The organism is Mucilaginibacter ginsenosidivorax, assembly GCF_007971525.1.
Classification (GTDB): domain Bacteria; phylum Bacteroidota; class Bacteroidia; order Sphingobacteriales; family Sphingobacteriaceae; genus Mucilaginibacter; species Mucilaginibacter ginsenosidivorax.
Window position 1 is genome coordinate 2,216,751 of sequence record NZ_CP042437.1, and the last position, 23,009, is coordinate 2,239,759.

Here is a 23,009-nt window from a genome sequence, read left to right on the forward strand (position 1 = left end):
GCCAAAGCTGCCCATATATTAACTCTCTTGTTACAATGGCATTAATAAATTGTAATTATTGCATAAAGTCCGCCAATTAAGGCTATTTTACTATTAAAATTAATAAAACCCCAAAAATGTTAACGTCACGTAAAAAGGGCTAATATCCGGCTAAAACCTGCCAATTATTATCCATAAACATTCATTTCATCCGGGTAATTTTATAAATTGAATTTATAGTATTAACCTTATGCTAATGTTTGTAAACAAGTATTTTAAAATAAGCTGCTGCGCCTTTGCCTGTTTTATTGCTGCCGAAAAAACGCAGGCGCAATCTTATGTACCCGAGTGGAACGATACGCGCTTTAAAGTAAAACCCATTGTGCCGGTAAAAGCCTATAGCTTCGACTTAAAGGATGTACAACTTTTAGAAAGTCCCTTTAAAAAGGCTATGCAGGTTGATGCGGCTTATTTATTAACTATCGAGCCCGATCGTTTACTTTCAGGCTTCCGCTCGCACTCGGGCTTACAGCCTAAAGGGAAAATATACGATGGCTGGGAAAATTCTGGCCTGGCCGGGCATACTTTAGGCCATTACCTATCGGCCATTGCCATGCACTACGCATCAACCCGCGACCCGGAGTTTTTAAAACGGTCAAATTATATAGTTAGCCAGTTGAACGAGTGTCAGGTTGCGCGCAAAACCGGTTATGTAGGCGCTATACCTAAAGAAGATACCATTTGGGCAGAAGTAGCCAAAGGCGACATCCGCTCGCGTGGGTTTGATTTAAATGGGGGCTGGTCGCCGTGGTATACGGTACATAAGGTTATGGCCGGGCTTTTGGATGCCTATTTATATACCAACAATACACAGGCGCTTAAAATATGCCAGGGCATGGCCAACTGGACAGGCGAAACCATCAAAAACCTTGACGACGACAAGCTGCAAAAAATGCTGCTTTGCGAGTATGGCGGTATGGCCGAAACCCTGACTAACTTATACGCCATAACCGGCGACAAAAAATACCTCGATCTGTCGTACAAGTTTTATGACAAGCGCATATTAGATCCGCTTGCCCAAAAGGACGATATATTGCCCGGCAAGCACTCTAACACCCAGATACCTAAAATAATAGCCAGCGCCCGCAGGTATGAACTTACCGGCGATGTAAAGGACAAAGCCATAGCCGATTTCTTTTGGGAAACCGTAACCGGCTTTCACTCCTACGCCACTGGTGGTAATAGTAACTATGAATACCTTACCGAACCGGGTAAACTAAATGACAAGCTTACCGAAAACACCACCGAAACCTGCAACACCTATAATATGCTAAAGCTTACCCGTCATTTATTTGCGGTTGAGCCTTCGGCAAGGTTGATGGATTATTACGAAAAGGGTTTGTACAACCACATCCTGGCATCGCAAAACCACGAAACAGGCGGGGTATGTTATTTTGTGCCGCTGCGCATGGGCGGTAAAAAAAGCTACAGTACACCCTTTGATGATTTTACCTGCTGCGTAGGCTCGGGTATGGAAAACCATGTAAAGTATAACGAAAGTATTTATTTCAGAGGGGCCGATGGCAGTGTTTATATCAACCTGTTCATTCCATCAATATTAAACTGGAAACAAAAAGGCCTGAGCATTAAACAGGAAGGCAATTTACCTTCGGCCGATCAGATGGCCTATACCATCACCCTTGCAAAACCAGCTACATTTGCTATCCGTATCCGTAAACCCAAATGGACAACTAACCCCGCTATAAGCATCAATGGAAAAGCACAACAGCTTAACCCTGATGCGGAAGGTTATTTTGTATTGAACCGTAAATGGGTTAACAACGATAAAATAACGTTTACCACTCCCGAGAGTTTATATACCGAGGCCATGCCCGATAATGCCAACAGACGCGCCATATTTTACGGCCCTGTATTATTAGCAGGTGTTTTAGGTAACACCGAACCCGACCCGCTAAAAGGGGTACCCGTTTTTGTAACCAGCGAAACCGACCCCAACAAATGGCTGCAAATGGTTGATAAAACACAATTAAGCTTCCGTACCGACAACGTTTCAAAACCCGTCGAGGTAAAGCTGATTCCCTTCAACCAGACCAAAGATGAATATTACTCGGTTTATTGGGATGTATTTACACCGGATGCCTGGGTAGTACAGCAAAAAGCTTATGACGAGCAAAAGAAAAAACAGCAGGAGCTGGAAGCTCATACTACCGATGTGTTACGCATAGGCGAAATGCAGCCCGAGCGCGACCATAATTTTGCCGGCGAAAACACCACCACCGGCGAGGACCATCAGAAGAAATGGCGGTCGACAGAAAACGGTGGCTATTTTACCTATGATATGAAGGTTGATACCAGCACCCAAAATACACTCATTAACACCTATTGGGGTATGGATAACCGCGGCCGCACATTTGACATTATGATAGATGGCACAAAAGTGGCAACCGAGGATTTAAACAAGTACAAAGAGAGCCGTTTTTACGACATCAGCTATCTGATCCCTATCGAATTAACCAAAGGAAAGCAAAAAGTAAGCGTTAAACTATTACCTAAAAAAGATAACAGTGCCGGCCCGGTATATGGCAGCCGCATGGTAAAAAACTAAAATATGATGACCAGTAAAATTAAAATAGCCTGCCTGCTTTCGGCATCGGTATTAGGTTTAAGCAACAGCTTATTTGCCCAGCAAAAAGATTACCCCATCCAACCCGTAGCATTTACCAGTGTGCAGGTAAACGATAAATTCTGGGAGCCTAAAATGGCGGTAAATGCCAATGTAACTATCCCTTATGTACTTGCACAGTGCAAAAAGAATGGCCGCATGGACAACTTTTTACGCGCCGCCAAACAACTGGATGGCGATAAGCTAAGCGAATTCCCGTTTGACGATACTGATGTATACAAGGCTATTGAAGGGGCATCCTATTCGATGCAGAATAAAAAGAACCCTACGCTGGATAGGTACATCGATACGCTCATCAATATTATTGGGGCGGCGCAAGAACCGGATGGTTACCTATATACCTTCCGTACTGTTAACGCCAAAAAACCGCATGAGTGGATTGGCGACAAGCGCTGGGTGAACGAAGAGGTATTAAGCCATGAATTGTATGATTGCGGGCATTTATATGAAGCCGCCGTTGCCCATTACCAGGCCACAGGCAAACGTACACTGCTTAACATAGCCATAAAAAATGCCGACCTGCTGGTAAAAACCTTTGGACCCGGCAAAATTGAAGAGTACCCCGGCCACCAGATTGTGGAGATAGGCCTATCCAAAATGTACCGCGTTACCGGCAAAAAAGAATACCTTGACCTGGCCAAATTCTTTTTGGATGTACGCGGCCCCAAAGGCGACTCATACAACCAGGCCAATAAAAAAGTGGTTGACCAGCACGAGGCCGAAGGCCACGCCGTACGTGCAGCCTACATGTATACCGGCATGGCCGATATTGCTGCCTTAACCGGCGATACCAAATACCTTAGCGCCATTGATGATATATGGGGCGATGTGGTTAACAAAAAATTATATATCACCGGCGGCATCGGTGCAACCGGCAATGGCGAGGCTTTTGGCGACGCTTATCAATTACCCAACATGTCGGCCTATGCCGAAACCTGTGCTGCCATAGGCAATGTATATTGGAACAACCGCATGTTTTTACTGCACGGCGATGCTAAATATATTGATGTGCTGGAGCGTACGCTGTACAACGGCCTGCTTTCGGGCGTTTCGCTTAGTGGCGACCGCTTTTTTTACCCCAACCCGCTGGCATCCATGAACCAGCACCAACGCAGCGCCTGGATAAGCTGCGCCTGTTGCATCAGTAACATGACACGCTTTTTGCCATCGTTACCAGGCTATGTGTATGCCAAAAATAAAAACGACCTGTATGTTAACCTGTTCATGAGCAACACCAGTAACATTAAACTAACATCGGGCAATGTAAACATTGTGCAAACAACCGATTACCCGTGGAAAGGTAAGGTTGATATTACCGTTAACCCGGCAAAAGCAACAGCATTTACCCTAAGGATACGCATCCCCGGATGGGCTAAACAGCAGCCTGTTCCCGGCGATTTATATTCATTTATGAATAAAGTACAGCTGCCTGTTGTGCTATCTGTAAACGGCAAAGCAACCTCATTTGTAACCGAAAAAGGTTACGCCGTAATAAAACGCAGCTGGAAAAAAGGCGATAAAATAACCCTTAACCTGCCTATGGAAACCGAAAAGGTATTAGCCAACCAAAAGGTGAAAGACGACCGGGATCGTTTTGCGTTTGAGCGCGGCCCTATTGTTTATTGCCTGGAAGGCCCCGATAACCGCGACAGCCTGGTGCAAAACATCATGATAGATAAAAATGCCATAGCAAACGCCAATTACCAGGCCGACCTGTTAAACGGTGTAGATGTCATAAACGCCGAGGGCAAAAGTACCAAAAGGCAGCTCAATAGCGATAAGCTGACCGAAACCAGCCAACAGGTAAAAGCTATTCCTTACTACGCATGGGCCAATCGCGGGCCAAGCGAAATGACGGTTTGGATTCCATACGAGGCATCAGCATCAAGGCCACAGCCGGCACCTACTATTGCAAGCACCAGTAAAGTAAGTGCATCATTAAAAAACAAAAAGATGTTTGCATCTATAAAAGACCAATATGAACCGGCCAGCTCAAACGATAACAGCTTCCCATTTATGCACTGGTGGCCGGCCAAGGATACCAGCGAATTTGTACAGTACGATTTTGACGCAGCACATACCGTAAGCGAATCGAAAGTTTATTGGTTTGACGATGGACCGTGGGGCGGTTGCCGTATCCCGGCATCGTACAAAATATTGTATAAAAAAGACGGGCAATGGGTGCCGGTAAAAAACACAACCCCTTATACCATTAGCAAGGATAACTTCAACACGGTAAGCTTTGAGCCGGTAAATACTACCGCTTTACGAATGGAAATCCAACTCCCGGTTGATAACTCGGCCGGTATTCATGAATGGGCCGTAAAATAAAATTGCATGATATTTCAGACATTTTTTTAACCAATAGGAAATTTTTGTACTTAAAACAGAGCGGATTGATTATAAATTACTTGCAATGTTCTGTTTTTATTGCACTTTTATTTACAATTTAATCAAAAATTAATCAAAATAACATTCCAATTAAAATTCGGTATCAAACTTGCCTCTCCACCAATATGCAAGGTGGAGAGACATGGAAAAAAGAATTTACCATAAGGCTATTTCAGGGATCAAAATAGCTCTGTTTATCATTATTAGCTGCCAGTGGTTCATGGCAAATGCACAGTCGCTTAACACGGGCTCCATAACGTACTTAACATTAAATAACGGCCCGGGCAACAGTGTTACCTTAGGCTCCGATATCAAGGATCTCCATACTGCTAACTTATCCTACCTTGATGGCGATAGCCGTGTTGATGCCGACAGTTGCTTAAAATACGCCTATAATGACCCAAATGTTTTGACTTTGGGCGATAGCTTAAATCTTGATATGGTAGGCATCCGCGCTTATAAAGATAAGGTTGTGAATATTTACTTATTTTTTAAAATAACGGATGCGTATAAAGTTTTACAAAAATTCATCAGCATGTATGGCCAGTTTACCGACAGACCCGATAACTACAGCGATATTTATAACTGGAATTCAAGCCTGCTAACTCTTTCGTTAAGGTACCAGTATAAGGCCGACCTGGGAGTTGCCATTTTTACCAGCAAAACTGTACAAAACGAGATAGTCGCCGATAAACAAAAAGCAGTAAGCAGGGATTACAGCCAGGCATTATCCCTTAATAATTAAACTGTCTCTTTCATTTATTCGGTATTAAGTATTGTAATTTTATATATTGCCATTACTATTAAGGCAATTATATACACGTTTATGAGATACCTCCTGATCCTGCTATTTATGACCGGCATCAACTGTTTCGCGCAGGACTATAAAGCGCAAATAGACCAGTTTCGCCAGGGTTATATGAATGATTTTTTGACTGATACCCATTCGCCCTTGAAAAAGGACGACCTTAAAAACCTTCGCTTTTACGATGCCGACAGCACTTACCGGGTTACCTGTAAAGTAACGCTGCTAAGCAACGAAACCAATTTTGTGATGCCCGTATTTCATGGCACAGGCAGCCAGTACGTTAAATATGCACTGCTTAAATTCAAGCTGCTTGGAAAACCGATGGAACTTACTGTTTATAAAAACATCTACCTGTCGCAAAATCCAATGTTCAGCAATTACCTATTCCTGCCATTTACTGATGATACCAACGGAAAGGAAACCTATGGTGGTGGCAGGTACATCGATCTCAAAACAACCGATTTTAAGGAAGGCAGTCTTATTGTTGATTTTAACAAGGCCTATAACCCATATTGCGCATTCAGCCCCAATTACTCCTGCCCCAAACCGCCCGACGAAAACCGGCTAACCATAGCCGTAAAAGCCGGCGAGAAGCAGTTTGCGGGCGGCTCCAATCATTAACCTGCATTTCATCCACATCAAAAAATGAGCAGCTTAAATATTCAGGCTTTACGTACAGAAATGTGTTCCTGGCGACGGGAATTACACCAACACCCCGAATTTGGTTTTGAAGAAAAACAAACCGCCGCTTTCATAGCTGCCAAATTGCGCGAATTTGGTTTGGATGATGTAGCTGAAGGCATAGGCGGCACAGGTATAGTTGGTACGCTAAAAAAAGGAACCGGCACAGCATCCATAGCGTTACGCGCCGATATGGATGCGTTACACATAACCGAGCAAGGCAATTATCCCTACAAATCAAAGAACGATGGTATAATGCATGCCTGCGGACACGATGGGCATACCAGCATGCTTTTAGGAGCTGCCAAATGGCTGGCAACCGAAAGCACCTTTAACGGCACCATATATTTCATTTTTCAACCAGCCGAAGAATGGGGCCAGGGCGCGCTGGCCATGCTTAACGATGGCTTGTTAAAACGGTTTCCGTTTGATGCAGTTTATGGCATCCACAACTGGCCTGGCTTACCCGTTGGGCATTTTGCCACCTGCGCAGGGCCGCTTATGGGTGCCGAAGACCTTTTTGAAATTACGCTGACCGGCCTTGGCGGCCATGCATCGCGCCCGCATACGGGCCGCGAGGTTCTGGTAGCCGCAAGCTCGCTGGTAATGGATTTGCAAACTATTGTATCGCGGCGTGTAAACCCTGCCGATATAGCCGTTGTATCTGTCACCGAGTTTATTACTAATGGTACCCGCAACGCTTTACCCGGCCAGGTGATATTAAAAGGCGACGCCAGGAGTTTTTTGCCCGAAGTGAGCCAAACCATCCAAACTGAAATGAGGCGCCTGGCGGCCGGTACGGCATTGGCTTATGATTGCCATGTTGAAGTAAACTACTCCCACGAATTTATCCCGCTTATTAACGATGATCTATGCACAAAAGCCGCGTTACAAGCGGCGGCCACGGTATTTGAGTCAAATAATATTGATAGCAGCTTTAAACCGGTAACCGTATCTGAAGATTTCGCGCGGTTTTTAAAGCATGTGCCCGGCAATTTTGCATTGATTGGTAATGGCGAAAAGTCGATGCCGCTCCATCATCCGGCTTATGATTTTAATGATGACGCTTTAATTTATGGCGCTAAATATTTTATAGCGCTGGCCGAATCGGTATTGATTGCATAGCTATGCTGTTAAACTTCCGGTGTATTAAAACGCGGAAGTTTAACGCAGCTAATTATATATCACTCCTTATTTAAATACCAGTTGGTTGGTCAGGTCAATCTCTTGCTGGGTGATGGTATGCGGCCGACCGGCATATACTTTAAGGGTTACATCGGCGCCCAGGTTTTTGATGATAGCAACGCTTTCTTCAACCCTTGTTAAAGGTACATGCGGATCGGGGTTACCGGTGGTGATCAGCACGGGTGTTCCGTTAAAATTACCTTGGTAGTTATTAAGGTCGAGGACCTCGCCTATCAGGCCGCCGGTGAACGCTACGGCACCGCCGTATGTTTTGGCATGGCGGGTAACATAGTCCAAGGTTAAACAGGCGCCTTGCGAAAATCCCAGGAAATAAATTTTTTCTTCGGGGATGCCGTCAGCTTTAATCTGTTGCACCAGCTGGTCTATCGTATCCAGGGCCGAGTTTAAAGCCGGCTGGTTCATTTTATCGGCGGCCATAAAGCTGTAGGGGTACCAGCTATTATTGCTTGCCTGCGGGGCATAGATAGCCATGCCCTGTACATTTAAGCTATCGGCCAGGCTGGCAATGTTTTGGGCGGTGCTCCCACGACCATGTATCATTACCAGGGCTGCCCCGGCTTCGGTAACCGGGGTGCCTGTGGTTATATAATTTTTTTGATGTGTGTACATGATCAATATAATTGAGGTAATGTTTTTTCTAAAGTGCTGCGGAACCTTTCGTGTTGTGCAGGTAATTTTAAATGGGTACCCAATTCGTCAACCGGTTCGTCAACAGCAAAGCCGGGATTATCGGTAGCCAATTCAAACAATACACCGCCTGGTTCACGGAAATACAACGAGTAAAAATAGTTCCTGTCTATTTTATCGGTAATATGCAAACCAAGGGCGGCAATTTTCTCGCGGTATTGCATCAACACTTCCTCGTTTTTAACGCGGAATGCAACGTGGTGAACCGAACCTCCGGCCACATGGCCTGCAACTTCGCCGGCAACCTCAACCAGGTCAACAATGGCTGCGTTTTCAACAGCATCCGTAATAAAGCGGTAACGATTTACATGCTGCTCCAGTAAACGGTAGCCAAATACGCCGGTTAAAATATCGGCAGTAGGCTGCATTTTATTGGTAGTAATGGTTACACTGTGGAAACCTTTGGTGGCGTTTTCGGCCTTAACATCTGTAGTTTCCCATGGCAAACGGTTATCGGCAGTTTTTGAAGCTATCAGTTCCAGTTTTAAGCCATCGGGATCTAAAACGGTAAGGTATGGCTCGCCAAATTTTTCGGATACCTTGTTGTATATGATATTGTTGGCATCAAAACGTTTCAGCCAAAAATCGAAGCTGCTTTCAGGAACCGAGTAACCAATTTCGGTAGCCTGGCGTGCACCCCGGCGGCCTGCAGTGATACCTTCCCAGGGAAAAAAGGTAAGGATAGTACCAGGCGTACCTTCTTTATCGCCATAATATAAATGGTAAGTTTCAGGATCGTCGAAGTTTACTGTTTTTTTAACCAGGCGTAAACCCAGTACATTGGCATAAAAATTATAATTGCGTTTGGCATTGCCTGCTATTGCTGTGATGTGGTGAATGCCGTTTACTGTATTTTCCATGATGTTGATTATTTTATGAGTTGCTGTTTTTATTTACATCAAAAGTACGGTGACATTGGTTGGAGAAACTTGACCTACAACAAGAAATGAAAAGGCCCTGTTTTTTTTGTAGAGACGCATAATTGCGTCTCCCCCATGCAAATCACACATGCAAATCCAGCCATCCAATCCACCTTGCAAATCCTGAATATCCTGCGGGAGACGCAATTATGCGTCTCTACCAAAAGAGAAACAACATGCATTTCGCCCCCAATAATTAAATATTGCGATTATATTTGTTTCAGCACCAATTATAAACGCCTTCAGGCGAAAAACAATATTTACCAATGGACGAACAAGAACTACGAAGCAGGGCATGGTTTGGCCGCAAAGGCAAGGATGGCTTTATTTATCGTGCCTGGATGAAAAACCAGGGCATCCCCGACTATGAGTTTCAGGGCAAACCGGTAATAGGCATCTGCAATACATGGAGCGAGCTTACCCCCTGCAACGCTCATTTTCGCGAACTTGCCGAATCGGTAAAACGGGGCATTTTAGAGGCCGGAGGTTTCCCGGTAGAGTTCCCGGTAATGTCGCTTGGCGAAACTTTAATGAAGCCCACTGCCATGCTGTACCGCAACCTGGCCAGTATGGATGTAGAAGAATCTATACGGGCCAACCCGCTGGATGGTGTAGTGTTACTTTGCGGCTGCGATAAAACAACACCATCATTGGTAATGGGCGCCTGTAGTGTAAATATCCCTACCATCGTGGTAAGTGGCGGGCCTATGCTTACCGGCAATCACCGGGGCAGGCAGATTGGCACCAGCGATGTTTGGCGTTATCATGATGATGTACGCTCGGGCAAGATCATGGAAGAGGAATTGCTCACCATCGAGGCAGCCATGTGCCGCAGCCAGGGGCATTGTGCGGTGATGGGTACGGCTTCATCCATGGCTTGTATGGTTGAGTCACTGGGCCTTTCGCTGCCGGGCAACGCGGCCATCCCTGCTGCCGATTCCAGGCGAAAGGTGTTGGCCCAACTCTCGGGTTTACGCATTGTCAGGATGGTTAAGGAAGATCTGAAATTATCTGACATACTTACCCGCCAGGCTTTTGAAAACGCCATCATGACCAATGCCGCCATAGGCGGATCGACCAATTTTGTGATCCATTTGCTGGCTATTGCCGGCCGCATTGGCGTTCCGCTTGAATTGAAGGATTTTGATCCCTTATCTAAAAACATCCCGCTGATAGCCAACCTACAGCCATCGGGCCAATACTTTATGGAAGACCTGTTTTATGCCGGCGGACTGCCTGTTGTTTTAAAGGCGCTGGATGGCATACTTCACCGGGACGCTATAACGGTAAACGGTAAAACCATTGGCGATAACTATAGCAATGCCGTGGGTTATAACAGCAATGTAATTACCACGGTTGATGCGCCTTTTAATACAGCTACCGGCCTGGCTATTTTAGGAGGTAACCTGTGCGAGCAGGGCGCGGTGATAAAGCCATCGGCCGCCAGCGCGCATTTAATGCAGCATACCGGCAAAGCCGTAGTATTTGAAAACATTGAAGATTTTAAAGCCCGTATTGATACCGACGAACTGGAGGTTGATGAAAACAGCGTTTTGGTATTAAAAAATGTAGGACCCAAAGGCTACCCTGGTATGCCCGAGGTAGGTAATATGGGCATCCCCAAAAAGCTATTGGAAAAAGGAATTACTGATATGGTGCGCATATCCGACGGACGCATGAGCGGGACGGGCTTTGGCACCGTAGTATTGCACGTATCACCAGAGGCTGCGGCAGGCGGCAATTTTGCCCTCATCCAAACCGGCGACCTTATAACGCTTGATGTGCCCAACCGCACGTTAAATGTAGCTATCAGTACCGAAGAGTTTGCCGAACGAAAGCGGCAATACACCCCGCCCGAACCGGTTACCAACCGAGGATATGTGAAACTGTATATTGACCATGTGCAGCAGGCGCACATGGGGGCCGATATGGATTTCCTGGTGGGTGGTTCGGGCAGCAAGGTTTTACGAGATTCACATTAAGCTGATATAATGAGTTTTAAAAATAAAGTTGCCATAGTTACCGGTGCAGGTCAGGGCATAGGGTTTGAAATTTGCCGCATGCTGGCCCAAAAAGGCACTACTGTAATACTAAATGATATAGATATCGGTTTAGCAAAAAAAGCGGAAGGCCTGATTAACCAAAACCGTCCGGATAGTTGTTTAGCCATGCCGGGCGATTCAAGCGATGTTGGTTTCATCAATAGCATGGTTGATACCGCTGTAGAACTATACGGCCGGCTGGATATTGTGATAGCTAATGCCGGCATTACTTTATATGGCGATTTTTTTGCTTATACTAAAGAAGCCTTCTCCAAAGTACTGGATGTAAACCTTGGCGGCTCGTTCTTCCTGGCGCAGGCGGCGGCTAAACAAATGAAAGACCAGGCAAATGGCGGGGCAATACTTTTTACATCCTCAGTAGTAGGGCACCAGGCACTCAAAAGCCTTGCCGCCTATGCCATGACCAAAGCCGCATTGGAGATGCTGGCCAAAAACCTGGTGATCGAACTTTCGCAGTACCGCATCAATGTAAATACCGTTGCGCCCGGCGCTACTTTAACCGAACGTACTATGGAAGAAGCGGACTATGAACGGGTATGGTCGAACATTACCCCCATGGGCCGGCCGGCTTATGTTACCGATATTGCCCATACGGCGCTCTTTTTAGTATCTGACGAGGCCAAACACATTACCGGCCAAAGCTTGATTGTGGATGGCGGCTGGACATCGGTAAGTACTTTGCCTGATGGCATCAAATAAAATAATACAATGGTAGAAGTAGCAGTTAACCACGCCAGCTTTTTGGGCGAAGGGCCGGTTTGGGACTGGCGCGATAACATTTTATACTGGGTTGATATTATGGGCGGCCATATCCATGAATACAAGCCCGAAAACAAGAATTTCAGAACCATTGATGTTAACCAGATGGTTGGTGCGGTAGTGGCTTGCAGCGACAGACAATTACTTGCCGCCTTAAAAAACGGGCTGGCTATGATTGACCGCGAAAGTGGCGAACCGGCGTTTTTGGTCCACCCGGAAGCTCATTTGCCGCAGAACCGTTTTAATGATGGCAAATGCGACCCGGCAGGCAGGTTCTGGATTGGGTCGATGGCTATTGACGAAACCCCAAACGCGGGGAAACTGTATATGCTGAACGGCAAACAGGATATCGCAGCCAAAATACATGGCACCACCATATCCAACGGAATGGCATGGAGCCACGACCACAAAACGTTTTACTATATCGATACACCGACCATGAACGTGGTGGCCTATGATTTTGATGTACATAGCGGCACAATCTCCAACAAAAAAACGGTGATCACTATTGATGAAAAAGATGGCTACCCGGATGGCATGACCATAGACACCGACGGCATGCTGTGGATTGCCCACTGGAACGGCTGGCAGGTAAGCCGCTGGAACCCGCATACCGCAACCAAATTATTTACCTTACCGCTACCCGTAGCCAATGTAACATCGTGCACTTTTGGCGGCCCCAACCTAAACGACCTGTACATCACCACCGCTCAAAAAGGCCTTACTGCCAATGAACTGGAGCAGCAGCCGCTTGCGGGCATGTTGTTCGTATGGAAGGATTGCGGGTATGAGGGAGTGAGGGCTTTTGAGTATGCTAAGGGCGAATAACCTTACAAAAATGCTCGTTTAAACATAAAAATCGTTATCTCGTGCAACGAAATATGACTAAATCCATTTACTAAACTACCGTCATTGCGAGGAACGAAGCAATCCCGAGCTAGGTGGGACTTATCATATCGGGGATTGCTTCCTACCTCGCAATGACGATCTGTTTTTCTTAATTTTAGACTTAGTACTTCCGACTTAACCCTATTGCTTCATAAACTTTACCTGGTACATTTTCGGCCATTTTTTGCCGGTTACAAAAATGCGTTTGGTGGCGGCATCATAGGCTATACCGTTAAGCACGTTGTTCCCCCAATCGCGGCCTGCCGGGCGTTCCGATTCGGGGTATAAATTTTTCATGTCAATTTTTTGCTCTACCGCACCTGTTTTAGGATTAATTACTAATATTTCATCCTTTTGGTAAACATTGGCATACAACTTACCGCTAATATATTCCAGCTCGTTTACAGAATCTATCTTGGCTTTATCGTCGCAAACTTCAATAGAGCCAATTTGCCGGTAGGTATCCTTATCTAAAAACCAAATTTTGTTGGTACTATCATCCATGTAAAGTTTTTTTCCATCAAAACACATACCCCATCCTTCAACGCCCACGTTGTTGGTAAATGTTTTTAGCAGCTTCAAATTGCTTTTATCATACACAAAACCAACTTTTTCGCGGTAGGTAAGCTGCACCACTTTATCGCCCACTACAGATAACCCTTCGCCAAAATATTGGTCGCCCAATTTGGTAAGCTGAATTGCCTTGCCTGTTTCCAGGTTGTTTTTACGAATGGTAGAATGACCAGGATCACCCGTACTTTCATACATAATACCATCCAAATACTCTAACCCTTCTGTGTATGAACTGGTATCATGGGGGTAAGTCTTCTCTACTTTATAGCTGTAAGCTTCGGGCGCTTTACCAGCCAGCAGCAAAATATTGGTAGTTACATCCTGGCTCTTACCTCCCTGGTACACTTTGGCAGTAATCAGTTTTATACCCAGGGGAATACTATCTGTTTTCACGCTGATGGCCGATGAGTCTTTAGCAACGCCTAAACGGGTTTCTTCCATCATGTACACTACCGAATCGGGTTTGGTATCGGCTGGCAGGCCCACTTTTACCTTCACTACATCACCGGCTTTGTAAGTAGTGCCGGCTTCCGGGCTGATGGTATAATCGGCGCCGTTATCCGCCGGTTTTTGTTTGCAGCTGTTACAGCCCAAAGCCAGCAGTAAACCGGCTGCAAAAAATATCTTTAATTTATTATTCATCTTTTTCATAATGTACCCGACGGCCAAAACGCGTCTTCGATATGGTTTAGTATATAATTTTTATCCTTGTCAAACAAAATAGCGATGATATCAAACCGCACCTCGCCCTGGTGGTTCATCAAATAAATATATTCGTCGGCGGCATCGGCCAGTAGCTTTTGCTTGCGTGCATCAACAAAATCTTCGGGCATGCCAAAGCCGGTGCCGGTGCGCGTTTTCACTTCGGTAAATATAATAACCTTGTCTTTATATGCAATCAGGTCAATTTCGGCTTTGCCGTACGTCCAGTTCTCGTCCAGTATTTCATAACCGGCATTTTCCAGGTGTGTTTTGGCTAAAGCTTCGCCCGCGCGACCAAGATCAAGGTGTTGGGCCATTATTTGATAATTACTGACCCTAAAAAGTCGGAGATACTTTTTTCAACCTTTTTCATGCGCATATACTGGTTAAGCAATATTTCCTGGTCAGCTTCCGACGATGCATTTTTAAGTTCAATCCGCAGGTTATCCAGCATCCCCTCTACCTTATGTTTTTTAAGATGAAAAATAGCGCCCAGGATGGTAGCCTTCATATTATGCTGCTCGTCATGAATCATGATCTTGTGCATATCGTACCAGTTCTCGCTCAGGGTATATTTGGAGCTCAGCAAATCAATACTGATATCAACAATGCCTTTATTTGCGTGGTGAATAAAATATGCATCCTCTGGCAGAATACCGTTTTCAACCTCTTTTTGATAAAGTTCAACAAATAGCTTGCAGGTTTCATGCTCAAAGGTAACATCACCCAATTCGGCTATCATAAAAGGGCCAATATAGGTATTGGCAATGCCATCCCAATCAATCATTTTACTGCCGTATAATAACAACAGGCGGATAACCTCTTTCTCCTGGAAATACTCTTTTTTGGGGGCGCTTGGCGCCAGGTCAACCTCGTCAAAAAAATGAGGCTCATCGGGCGGCATCTCCGGCTGGTAGCGGTTGTGATTTTGCTGCTGCTGACCATCCTTTTTGGATTTGGCCTGCCGCATTTTGTTAAGCTCGGATAGCAGCGCGCGTTCATCAATCTGCAAAATATAGCTGCACTCTTTAATGAACACCGATGCCTTGATAGAATCGGGTATCTTGGCAATACTTTCTACAATCTCGCGGATAACGCCCGCCTTTTTTATCGGGTCGTTCCCTGCATCTTTTAGCAGTGTATTGGCCTTAAAAAGGATAAAATCCTTTTTGTTCTCCTCGATGTATTTTTTAAACGCGCTTGAGCCGTTGGCCTGTACGTACGAGTCGGGATCGTGCCCATCAAGGAAGGTAACTACTTTTACATTAAGGCCTTCCTCCAGGATCATATCCAGCCCGCGGATGGCGGCTTTTATGCCCGCGGCATCGCCATCATATAAAATAGTAATGTTCTTGGTAAACCGGCTGATGAGCTTGATCTGCTCAACGGTTAAGGATGTACCGGACGATGCCACCACGTTTTCGATACCGGCCTGCACTACCGAAAGTACATCGGCATAGCCTTCAACCAGGTAGCAGTTATCTTCCTCGCGGATGGCTTTTTTGGCAAAGTATAAGCCGTAAAGTACATTTGATTTATGGTAGATCTCGCTCTCGGGCGAGTTTACATACTTGGGTACGTTTTTATCTTTTTTTAAGGTACGGCCCCCAAACGCTATAACCCTGCCGGTAAAATTATGTATCGGGAACATTACCCGGCCACGGTAACGATCATACAAAGTACCGTTATCCCGTTTAACAGACAGGCCGCTATCTACCAAAAATTGTTCTTTATAACCCTCCTTTAAGGCGCTACCAGTAAATGCTTCCCATTGATCGGGCGAGTAGCCCAGCTCAAATTTTTTGATGATATCGTTACTGAAACCACGCTCTTTAAAATAGCTTAAGCCGATGCTTTTGCCTTCGTCCGTTTCAAGCAAACTTTCGTGAAAAAATTTGGCGGCATAGCCCGATACAATCATCAGGCTTTCGCGGCGCAGGTCTTCTTCCCGGTTTTCGGGTGCTTCAACGGTTTCCTCTACCTCGATGCCGTATTTTTTGGCCAGCCATTTTAAGGCTTCGGGATAGCTGAATTTTTCCAGCTCCATTAAAAAAGTAACTGCCGAGCCGCCTTTACCCGTAGAGAAATCTTTAAAAATGCCTTTAGCGGGCGATACCGTGAACGATGGTGTACGCTCATTGGCAAATGGCGAAAGGCCCACGTAATTGGCCCCGCGCTTTTTTAACTGCACAAACTCCCCTATCACCTCCACAATGTCGGTGGCTTCCATAATACGGTCGATGGTGGATTTTATGATCATGCGCTAAAATGCAAATGTAGGCAAAGATGAGCGTTGCCCTAAATCCGCAAACGTTAAATTACACTTTTATTTGATGGCGAGGGGTTTAAAATTCAAACGACAACGCTAAGCAAACTTACCATCTAACAATTTAAGCAGCGATGATTTAACACCGCTTGCTTCATATTTATAGAAAACGACAAGCAGCAGGTAAGCCAAAATTGGGGCCACAAAAGGCAACCAATAACTAAAATTATCTTTAATTGTCCTTGAAATAAATATAAAAGCCACTTCCCAGCAAAAAAGCATGCCAATCATCATGAAGATGATCATTGACGGAAAAATCTTCAAAGTTATTTTACTTCCCTGCAAATGCGGCGTAATGCCGCCTTTGGCTATGGGCACCATGGCCGCGCGGGGGCTATGTGGCGGCTTAAACCTGAATTGAAGGTTAAATACGTCACCAATAAATAATGGCTCCTTTTTGTTGTAAAACACCCAGTTTTCATAATTAAAGCGGGAGGGCATTACAGCTTTCTGCAAAATCGCTTCAACCTCGGCCGGCTGATGCGGCGTTAAAATGACAAGGTTTTCGAAGGGAAAAAAATTCATTAGTTGAAGATAATAAATTATATCCTTAACCTAAGCCATGCTTACTTGCCTGCGCTTTAAAAATGTTACCGCAATGCCGGCCAGCACAATTACGCTACCGATAATCTCGTTCAGTTCCAGCTTTTCGTTCAATAAAATAGCGGCCAATATGGCGGCAAAAACAGTTTGACTCAGCAAGGCGATAGATACCTTGGTCGATTCGAGGTAGCGTAAAGAATAATTGATGGTAAGCCAGCCAACAAGCTGGCAAATTACCCCCATACCCAAAAAGCACAGCCAAACTTTTACCGGGAAATGCAAAATGCTTGTGCCCATAAAATCATTAACAACCAGCAGGAACACGCTTGCCCCCATCATGCTGTAAAACATAAAGGTAAATACATCAATGCCGCCCATGATGTTTTTTGATGTCATGATGTACGTAGCGTAAAACAGGCTGGCCAGTACGGCAAGCAAAATACCCGCGTTAAGCTCCAGGTGTAAAATATGCTGATAACCCACCAGCACCACCATGCCTGTTATGGCCACAACGGTACCTATCCAAAATAACTTGCCCGAACTTTTTTTGAATAGCAGGAAACTGAACAACCCAACCCAAACCGGTGCCAGGTTGGCAATTAGCGTTGATACGGTGGCGCTTATTTTTAACAATGATAAATTCCAAACGGCTACATCGGCGGCAAAAATTACGCCCGCTATGATGGCAATTACCAATTGCTTTTTTTTAACCCGGAGTTTGCTTTTAATGATGCAATAGGGCAGCAAACAAAGCCAGGCAAAAAACACCCTGTAAAAGGCGCAACCAATTGGCGATACCCCGGCAAGCTTCACAAATATTGGCGAAAACGAGATACATAAAATACCAATAACCAGGCTCACTTTAGGGTTCATGATAACGTTTTAATTGAGCGGCAAACTTAAGCAAATAGCTCATCATCCGGGTGCTTTAACCATCGAATATATCATAGGGCAACTTTGCGCCCAAATTAAATACGCTAATGCATATCCTTTAATTTGTATACCTTTAGTACAACCTTTATCATCAACCGTTGTTGCTGTTTCACTGTTATGAAAAAATGCCTGCTTTCATTTTTTTGCGCTGCCTTATTGCTTTTGAGCTCCTGCGCCAAAAAATCTTGCTGCGTAGTACCGGTAACGCCCGATTTTATTATTGCTGATAAAAACGGTGTCAAATGGGAGATACAACCCGCTGCCTCCAATATACTGGGCGATACAACAACCATAGCCGGAACCCAAACCCAGGGCGGCGAAGAAGAAACTTTTTCAATTAAACTAAGCATAGGCGGTGTTGGCTATTATCCGCTTAAAAACCACCAGGGGTATTACTTGCTCAAAAAAAACGGCGCTATTACCAAAAAGTATGCCCTTAGCCCTACCCATTTAAACTCGGTAAGCGTTATATCGGTTAACCAGGCAGATATGATTATACAAGGTTTTTTCGACCTGAAATTCATCAAAACATATGATAGTCAGCCGGGCGCCGGGGCCGATAGTGTAAGTTTTTTAGATGGCAAATTCAAAGTTACATTACATAATTAATTGTATTTTTGCGGCTCAAAAAAATACACAATTTTATACATAATTACACATTATGAGTCAGCGCACAAAGATCAAAGCATTGCTGCAAAGCCAGCAAACGGATATTGATGTAACAGTTAAAGGGTGGGTTCGTGCCTTCCGGTCAAATCGTTTTATTGCTTTGAATGATGGCTCAACTAATAATAACATCCAGATTGTTGTTGATTTTGAAAACACCGATGCCGCTTTGCTAAAACGTATTACAGTTGGCGCGGCACTAAGCGTATCGGGCAAACTCATAGCGTCGTTAGGCAAAGGCCAAACGGTTGAAGTTATAGCGCAGGATATTGAAATTTTAGGCGACAGCGATCCTGAAAAATATCCTATCCAACCCAAAAAACACAGCCTTGAATTTTTGAGGGAAAACGCTCACCTGCGTTTCCGTACCAGCACTTTTGGGTCTATATTCCGCCTGCGTAACAGCCTGGCATTCGCGGTGCACCAGTTTTTCCAGGAGCGTGGTTTTATTTACCTGCATACCCCGGTTATCACACAATCGGATGCCGAAGGCGCGGGCGAAGCTTTCCACGTAACTAATTTCGACCTGAACAATGTGCCCAAAACCGATACCGGCGAGGTAGATTACAAACAAGACTTTTTTGGCAAATCAACAAACCTTACCGTATCCGGCCAGCTGGAAGGCGAACTGGGCGCAATGGCCCTGAGCGATATTTATACCTTCGGACCAACATTCCGTGCCGAAAACTCAAACACTACCCGCCACCTGGCCGAGTTTTGGATGATTGAGCCGGAAGTGGCCTTTAACGACCTGCATGATAACATGGACCTTGCCGAGGACATGCTGAAATACGTGATCAAATTTGCCCTGGATAAAAACCCGGATGATATTGAGTTTTTATCTCAGCGGCTGCAGGAAGAAGAAAAACAAAAACCGCAAAACGAGCGCTCTGACATGACTTTGTTAGAGAAGCTGAACTTTTGTTTAGATAACGATTTTGAACGCCTTACTTACACCGAGGCTATCGAAATATTAAAAGAATCGACACCAAATAAAAAGAAGAAATTCCAATATATTGTGGAAGGTTGGGGTACCGACCTGCAAAGTGAGCATGAACGCTACCTGGTTGAGAAACACTTTAAAAAGCCGGTGATCCTGACCGATTACCCTAAAGAGATCAAATCGTTTTACATGCGCCAAAATGACGATGGCAAAACGGTAGCCGCTATGGATATCCTTTTCCCGGGCATAGGCGAAATTGTAGGCGGTTCGCAACGTGAAGAGCGTTTGGATCTGTTAGAAAAACGCATGGACGAAATGGGCATCCCTAAAGATGAGCTTTGGTGGTACCTGGATACGCGCCGCTTTGGCTCGTGCCCGCACGCTGGTTTTGGTTTAGGCTTTGAGCGCCTGGTGCTGTTTGTTACCGGCATGGGCAACATCCGTGACGTGATCCCTTTCCCAAGATTCCCGAAGAATGCGGAATTTTAACAGCCCCTCCCAACCCTCCCCGGCAGGGAGGGCTTTTAAAATAAAAGTCTCCCCTGCCGGGGGAGATTTAGAGGGGGCTTGACCATGCCCATTATCGAATTAGCCACCCACATTAATGCCCCCGTTGCCCGGTGTTTCGACCTGGCCAGGAGCATTGATATGCATGTAGATTCGATGCAGCAAAGCGGCGAGACTGCTGTGGCCGGCCGAACCAGCGGACTGATTGAGCTGGGCGAAACCGTTACCTGGAGGGCAAAGCATTTCGGCATATGGCAAACCTTAACCTCCGGGGTTACCGAAATGGAATATCCCAATTACTTCACCGACGAAATGGTTGAGGGCGTATTTAAAGCCTTCCGTCACGAACATTATTTTTATCCCATCAATAACCAAACCCTGATGAAGGATATTTTTATGTTTGATGCCCCCTTGGGATTTTTAGGAATTATAGCTAACTTCCTGTTTTTGGAACGTTATATGACCCGGTTATTGGAACAACGCAACCGGGAAATTAAAAAAGCGGCTGAAGCCCCCCGTCCCCCTGAAGGGGGAGTTGGAAGGTGGCGTTAAGCTTCCAAAAAAGCCTGTTAATCTTGTAAAATCATGTTTAAATCAACTATCCTCATCATCCCGGGGCTGGGTAATTCGGGGCCGCAGCATTGGCAATCACTTTGGGAAAAGCAATTTGGTTTTACCCGTGTGGAACAGCAAGACTGGGAAACACCCGTTTGTACCGACTGGATAACTTCCCTGCAGACTTATGTAGACAAATATGACGCTAAAGATTTGATATTGGTAGGCCATAGCCTGGCCTGCGCCACCATTGCCTACTGGGCAAAGGAATATAACGTAGCCATTAAAGCCGCCCTGCTGGTTGCCCCAAGCGATACCGAAGCCGAAAGCTACCCAACCGGAACAACCGGCTTTGCACCCGTGCCGCTCATAAACCTGCCGTTTAAAAGTACCACGGTAATGAGCACCAACGATTTTTATGTAACACCCCAACGCGCCCAACTATTTGCTACTGCCTGGGGCAGCAAGCTGGTGAACATAGGTGATGCTGGCCATATTAACGCCTCATCGGGCTTAGGAGAATGGGCAGCAGGCCTGGAACTTTTGCGGGGACTTGACGAATTATAGGCGAAAGGTAAAAGGTGAAAGACCAAAGGCAAGCCGTATATTTAAATCTAATTCAGCTTAGTTAACCCTTTATAAAAAAAGGCAGAAAGCTCATTACTTACCTGCCTTTTTTTGACTTTTGAATTTTGACTTTATTACCTACCTAATAACATTAAACAACCTGCTCCACCTGATTTTGTGCAGGAAGCCGGCCTGGTCATCAATACTCATCCAGATAAACAGGGCCTTGCCCACAATATGATCTTCGGGAACAAAACCCCAGAAACGTGAATCTTCAGAGTTATGGCGGTTATCGCCCATCATGAAGTAGTAGTTCATTTTAAAGGTGTAGCTGTCGGCTTTTTTACCGTTAATCAGGATATCCTTGCCAACTACTTCAACTTTGTTGCCTTCGTAAATTTCGATAGCGCGGCCGTATACCGGGAATGTCAGGCTATCCAGCTTCACTGTCCAGCCTTTTTTAGGCACGATGATAGGCCCGTAGTTGTCCTGGTTCCAGGTAAAACGGGGGAAGTTTGGGGTAATTTTATAATTAGGGTATTTCGACGGGAAGACAGTGTATCCGTCAGAAGCACCGGGCTTAGCCAAATCGGGGGTAACTGATTTTATATTCGCGTACCCTTTTAAAGCATTGGCCGACGCTACAGTAGTGTTTGTTACAAACTCATTAGCCCTATCGGTTGTGGCAATATCGGCCAGGTGCAGGTCGCTTATCAGGTCGGGGTTAATTGGCGTCCCGTCGTATTGTACGCGATAAGTAATTTCGCCATTTACAGGAGTTGTTTTGGCTTTGCCGTTAATAAACACCTGGGCGTTCACCACGCTCAGCGTATCGCCGGGTGTACCCTGGCAGCGCTTTATAAAATTCTCGCGTTTATCAACCGGGCGGCTTAAAGGGGCATCGGCATCCATCGGGTAATTAAATACCACTACATCGCCTTTTTTAATGTCGCTTAAACCGGGCAGGCGGTAATAAGGCAGCTCGATGCCATCCCAGTAAGCCTTGGTATTAATAAGGGGCATGGTATGGTGCGCAAACGGAAAGGCTATAGGTGTCATGGGTAATCGTGCGCCGTAGTTTACCTTACTTACAAACAGGTAATCGCCAATAAGCAGCGAGCTTTCCATAGATGCGCTCGGGATCACGTAAGCTTCGATAAACAGTGTGCGGATCAGGGTAGCAGCTATCACCGCGAAAATGATGGCATCAGCCCACTCGCGTGTAACCGTTTTCTTAAGTGCTTTTTTATATTTTTCCCTGAACTCCAGGTTGGCCGATGGGCCAACATACTTAGTATCTTTATCAAAACCCCATTTTGGCAAAAATATAAAGGGAAGCGCAACGCCACCAATATGTTCGCCTAATGAAAATTTACCGTACGACTTTAAAAAATCGACCATCAGGCCAATAAACACCAGGATATTTAATCCCGGCAGTAACATGAGCGCCAGCCACCATAACGGCCTGCCACTCAGCTTTATCATAATGTAAATATTATAAAGGGGTATTACACCCTCCCACCCCGGTCTGCCGGCTTTTTCAAATAATTTATATAAACCAATAAAAGGCAGAACCACAAATAACAAAAACGCAATTATAATATTCAC

Annotated in this window: 20 protein-coding genes; 12 read left to right on the forward strand and 8 right to left on the reverse strand. The window is 45.3% G+C overall.

What is annotated here, in order from left to right; translation table 11 throughout:
• The first annotated feature begins 229 nt into the window (after nt 1-229).
• The 5 genes from FSB76_RS09320 to FSB76_RS09340 all read left to right on the forward strand — a co-directional run bounded on the left by FSB76_RS09320 (nt 230) and on the right by FSB76_RS09340 (nt 7,688).
• Entirely contained in the window at nt 230-2,605 is a 2,376-nt protein-coding gene (locus FSB76_RS09320; protein WP_225976464.1) for a glycoside hydrolase family 127 protein, read from the forward strand.
• 3 nt (nt 2,606-2,608) lie between these two features.
• Nucleotides 2,609-5,014, forward strand: coding sequence for a glycoside hydrolase family 127 protein (locus FSB76_RS09325; RefSeq protein ID WP_225976465.1), 2,406 nt, complete (start codon nt 2,609-2,611; stop codon nt 5,012-5,014).
• A gap of 202 nt (nt 5,015-5,216) precedes the next feature.
• On the forward strand, nt 5,217-5,819 hold the full coding sequence (locus FSB76_RS09330) for a hypothetical protein (protein ID WP_147053313.1): 603 nt from the start codon (nt 5,217-5,219) through the stop codon (nt 5,817-5,819).
• Nucleotides 5,820-5,900: 81 nt separating this feature from the next.
• Nucleotides 5,901-6,503 carry a DUF1684 domain-containing protein gene (locus FSB76_RS09335; RefSeq protein WP_147053314.1) on the forward strand — a complete coding sequence of 201 codons (603 nt, stop codon included), beginning with the start codon at nt 5,901-5,903 and terminating at the stop codon, nt 6,501-6,503.
• 24 nt (nt 6,504-6,527) lie between these two features.
• Nucleotides 6,528-7,688: a M20 aminoacylase family protein gene (locus tag FSB76_RS09340; protein WP_147053315.1), complete on the forward strand. Its 1,161-nt coding sequence runs from the start codon at nt 6,528-6,530 to the stop codon at nt 7,686-7,688.
• A 66-nt stretch (nt 7,689-7,754) separates the two neighbouring features.
• On the opposite strand, the gene FSB76_RS09345 is transcribed toward FSB76_RS09340, so the two are convergent.
• Nucleotides 7,755-8,378 carry an alpha/beta hydrolase gene (locus FSB76_RS09345; protein ID WP_147053316.1) on the reverse strand — a complete coding sequence of 208 codons (624 nt, stop codon included), beginning with the start codon at nt 8,376-8,378 and terminating at the stop codon, nt 7,755-7,757.
• Nucleotides 8,379-8,380: 2 nt separating this feature from the next.
• Nucleotides 8,381-9,316 (reverse strand): ring-cleaving dioxygenase, encoded by a 936-nt coding sequence (locus FSB76_RS09350; RefSeq protein ID WP_147053317.1) that lies wholly within the window; start codon nt 9,314-9,316, stop codon nt 8,381-8,383.
• 326 nt (nt 9,317-9,642) lie between these two features.
• On the opposite strand from FSB76_RS09350, the gene FSB76_RS09355 reads away from it, so the two are divergent.
• From FSB76_RS09355 to FSB76_RS09365, 3 genes are read left to right on the forward strand one after another with little or no spacing between them, the layout of a single operon-like run.
• Nucleotides 9,643-11,358 carry an IlvD/Edd family dehydratase gene (locus FSB76_RS09355; RefSeq protein WP_147053318.1) on the forward strand — a complete coding sequence of 572 codons (1,716 nt, stop codon included), beginning with the start codon at nt 9,643-9,645 and terminating at the stop codon, nt 11,356-11,358.
• 9 nt (nt 11,359-11,367) lie between these two features.
• Nucleotides 11,368-12,138: an SDR family NAD(P)-dependent oxidoreductase gene (locus FSB76_RS09360; RefSeq protein ID WP_147053319.1), complete on the forward strand. Its 771-nt coding sequence runs from the start codon at nt 11,368-11,370 to the stop codon at nt 12,136-12,138.
• 9 nt (nt 12,139-12,147) lie between these two features.
• Nucleotides 12,148-13,026, forward strand: coding sequence for an SMP-30/gluconolactonase/LRE family protein (locus tag FSB76_RS09365; protein WP_147053320.1), 879 nt, complete (start codon nt 12,148-12,150; stop codon nt 13,024-13,026).
• Between the two features lie 201 nt (nt 13,027-13,227).
• On the opposite strand, the gene FSB76_RS09370 is transcribed toward FSB76_RS09365, so the two are convergent.
• The 5 genes from FSB76_RS09370 to FSB76_RS09390 form a co-directional block, all read right to left on the reverse strand.
• Nucleotides 13,228-14,301 (reverse strand): glutaminyl-peptide cyclotransferase, encoded by a 1,074-nt coding sequence (locus FSB76_RS09370; protein WP_225976466.1) that lies wholly within the window; start codon nt 14,299-14,301, stop codon nt 13,228-13,230.
• Nucleotides 14,302-14,306: 5 nt separating this feature from the next.
• On the reverse strand, nt 14,307-14,678 hold the full coding sequence (locus FSB76_RS09375) for a YraN family protein (RefSeq protein WP_147053322.1): 372 nt from the start codon (nt 14,676-14,678) through the stop codon (nt 14,307-14,309).
• Nucleotides 14,678-16,621 (reverse strand): DNA primase, encoded by a 1,944-nt coding sequence (gene dnaG, locus FSB76_RS09380; protein WP_147053323.1) that lies wholly within the window; start codon nt 16,619-16,621, stop codon nt 14,678-14,680. Before dnaG ends, FSB76_RS09375 begins: the two co-directional genes overlap by 1 nt.
• A gap of 105 nt (nt 16,622-16,726) precedes the next feature.
• On the reverse strand, nt 16,727-17,212 hold the full coding sequence (locus FSB76_RS09385) for a hypothetical protein (protein ID WP_147053324.1): 486 nt from the start codon (nt 17,210-17,212) through the stop codon (nt 16,727-16,729).
• Nucleotides 17,213-17,242: 30 nt separating this feature from the next.
• Nucleotides 17,243-18,103, reverse strand: coding sequence for a DMT family transporter (locus FSB76_RS09390; RefSeq protein WP_147053325.1), 861 nt, complete (start codon nt 18,101-18,103; stop codon nt 17,243-17,245).
• A 177-nt stretch (nt 18,104-18,280) separates the two neighbouring features.
• Here FSB76_RS09390 and FSB76_RS09395 point away from each other — a divergent pair, with 177 nt between their 5' ends.
• The 4 genes from FSB76_RS09395 to FSB76_RS09410 all read left to right on the forward strand — a co-directional run bounded on the left by FSB76_RS09395 (nt 18,281) and on the right by FSB76_RS09410 (nt 21,401).
• Nucleotides 18,281-18,772: a hypothetical protein gene (locus tag FSB76_RS09395; RefSeq protein WP_147053326.1), complete on the forward strand. Its 492-nt coding sequence runs from the start codon at nt 18,281-18,283 to the stop codon at nt 18,770-18,772.
• Between the two features lie 52 nt (nt 18,773-18,824).
• Nucleotides 18,825-20,261, forward strand: coding sequence for an asparagine--tRNA ligase (asnS, locus tag FSB76_RS09400; RefSeq protein WP_147053327.1), 1,437 nt, complete (start codon nt 18,825-18,827; stop codon nt 20,259-20,261).
• 84 nt (nt 20,262-20,345) lie between these two features.
• Nucleotides 20,346-20,831 carry an SRPBCC family protein gene (locus tag FSB76_RS09405; RefSeq protein ID WP_147053328.1) on the forward strand — a complete coding sequence of 162 codons (486 nt, stop codon included), beginning with the start codon at nt 20,346-20,348 and terminating at the stop codon, nt 20,829-20,831.
• 33 nt (nt 20,832-20,864) lie between these two features.
• A complete protein-coding gene (locus tag FSB76_RS09410) occupies nt 20,865-21,401 on the forward strand; it encodes an RBBP9/YdeN family alpha/beta hydrolase (RefSeq protein WP_147053329.1) in 537 nt (178 codons plus the stop codon).
• Nucleotides 21,402-21,539: 138 nt separating this feature from the next.
• On the opposite strand, the gene lepB is transcribed toward FSB76_RS09410, so the two are convergent.
• Nucleotides 21,540-23,003, reverse strand: a complete 1,464-nt coding sequence (gene lepB / locus FSB76_RS09415) for a signal peptidase I (protein ID WP_394349432.1) — start codon at nt 23,001-23,003, stop codon at nt 21,540-21,542.
• Between the last annotated feature and the right edge of the window lie 6 nt (nt 23,004-23,009).

Excerpts from the sequence above, each read along its gene's own strand:
- FSB76_RS09360 (WP_147053319.1), top strand. The coding sequence starts at position 11,368 with ATGAGTTTTAAAAATAAAGTTGCCATAGTTACCGGTGCAGGTCAGGGC.
- dnaG (WP_147053323.1), bottom strand. The coding sequence starts at position 16,621 with ATGATCATAAAATCCACCATCGACCGTATTATGGAAGCCACCGACATT.
- FSB76_RS09340 (WP_147053315.1), top strand. The coding sequence starts at position 6,528 with ATGAGCAGCTTAAATATTCAGGCTTTACGTACAGAAATGTGTTCCTGG.
- FSB76_RS09320 (WP_225976464.1), top strand. The coding sequence starts at position 230 with ATGCTAATGTTTGTAAACAAGTATTTTAAAATAAGCTGCTGCGCCTTT.
- FSB76_RS09335 (WP_147053314.1), top strand. The coding sequence starts at position 5,901 with ATGAGATACCTCCTGATCCTGCTATTTATGACCGGCATCAACTGTTTC.
- FSB76_RS09325 (WP_225976465.1), top strand. The coding sequence starts at position 2,609 with ATGATGACCAGTAAAATTAAAATAGCCTGCCTGCTTTCGGCATCGGTA.
- FSB76_RS09410 (WP_147053329.1), top strand. The coding sequence starts at position 20,865 with ATGTTTAAATCAACTATCCTCATCATCCCGGGGCTGGGTAATTCGGGG.
- FSB76_RS09395 (WP_147053326.1), top strand. The coding sequence starts at position 18,281 with ATGAAAAAATGCCTGCTTTCATTTTTTTGCGCTGCCTTATTGCTTTTG.
- FSB76_RS09370 (WP_225976466.1), bottom strand. The coding sequence starts at position 14,301 with ATGAATAATAAATTAAAGATATTTTTTGCAGCCGGTTTACTGCTGGCT.
- FSB76_RS09350 (WP_147053317.1), bottom strand. The coding sequence starts at position 9,316 with ATGGAAAATACAGTAAACGGCATTCACCACATCACAGCAATAGCAGGC.
- FSB76_RS09330 (WP_147053313.1), top strand. The coding sequence starts at position 5,217 with ATGGAAAAAAGAATTTACCATAAGGCTATTTCAGGGATCAAAATAGCT.
- FSB76_RS09345 (WP_147053316.1), bottom strand. The coding sequence starts at position 8,378 with ATGTACACACATCAAAAAAATTATATAACCACAGGCACCCCGGTTACC.
- FSB76_RS09375 (WP_147053322.1), bottom strand. The coding sequence starts at position 14,678 with ATGGCCCAACACCTTGATCTTGGTCGCGCGGGCGAAGCTTTAGCCAAA.
- FSB76_RS09390 (WP_147053325.1), bottom strand. The coding sequence starts at position 18,103 with ATGAACCCTAAAGTGAGCCTGGTTATTGGTATTTTATGTATCTCGTTT.
- FSB76_RS09385 (WP_147053324.1), bottom strand. The coding sequence starts at position 17,212 with ATGAATTTTTTTCCCTTCGAAAACCTTGTCATTTTAACGCCGCATCAG.
- FSB76_RS09365 (WP_147053320.1), top strand. The coding sequence starts at position 12,148 with ATGGTAGAAGTAGCAGTTAACCACGCCAGCTTTTTGGGCGAAGGGCCG.
- FSB76_RS09405 (WP_147053328.1), top strand. The coding sequence starts at position 20,346 with ATGCCCATTATCGAATTAGCCACCCACATTAATGCCCCCGTTGCCCGG.
- asnS (WP_147053327.1), top strand. The coding sequence starts at position 18,825 with ATGAGTCAGCGCACAAAGATCAAAGCATTGCTGCAAAGCCAGCAAACG.
- FSB76_RS09355 (WP_147053318.1), top strand. The coding sequence starts at position 9,643 with ATGGACGAACAAGAACTACGAAGCAGGGCATGGTTTGGCCGCAAAGGC.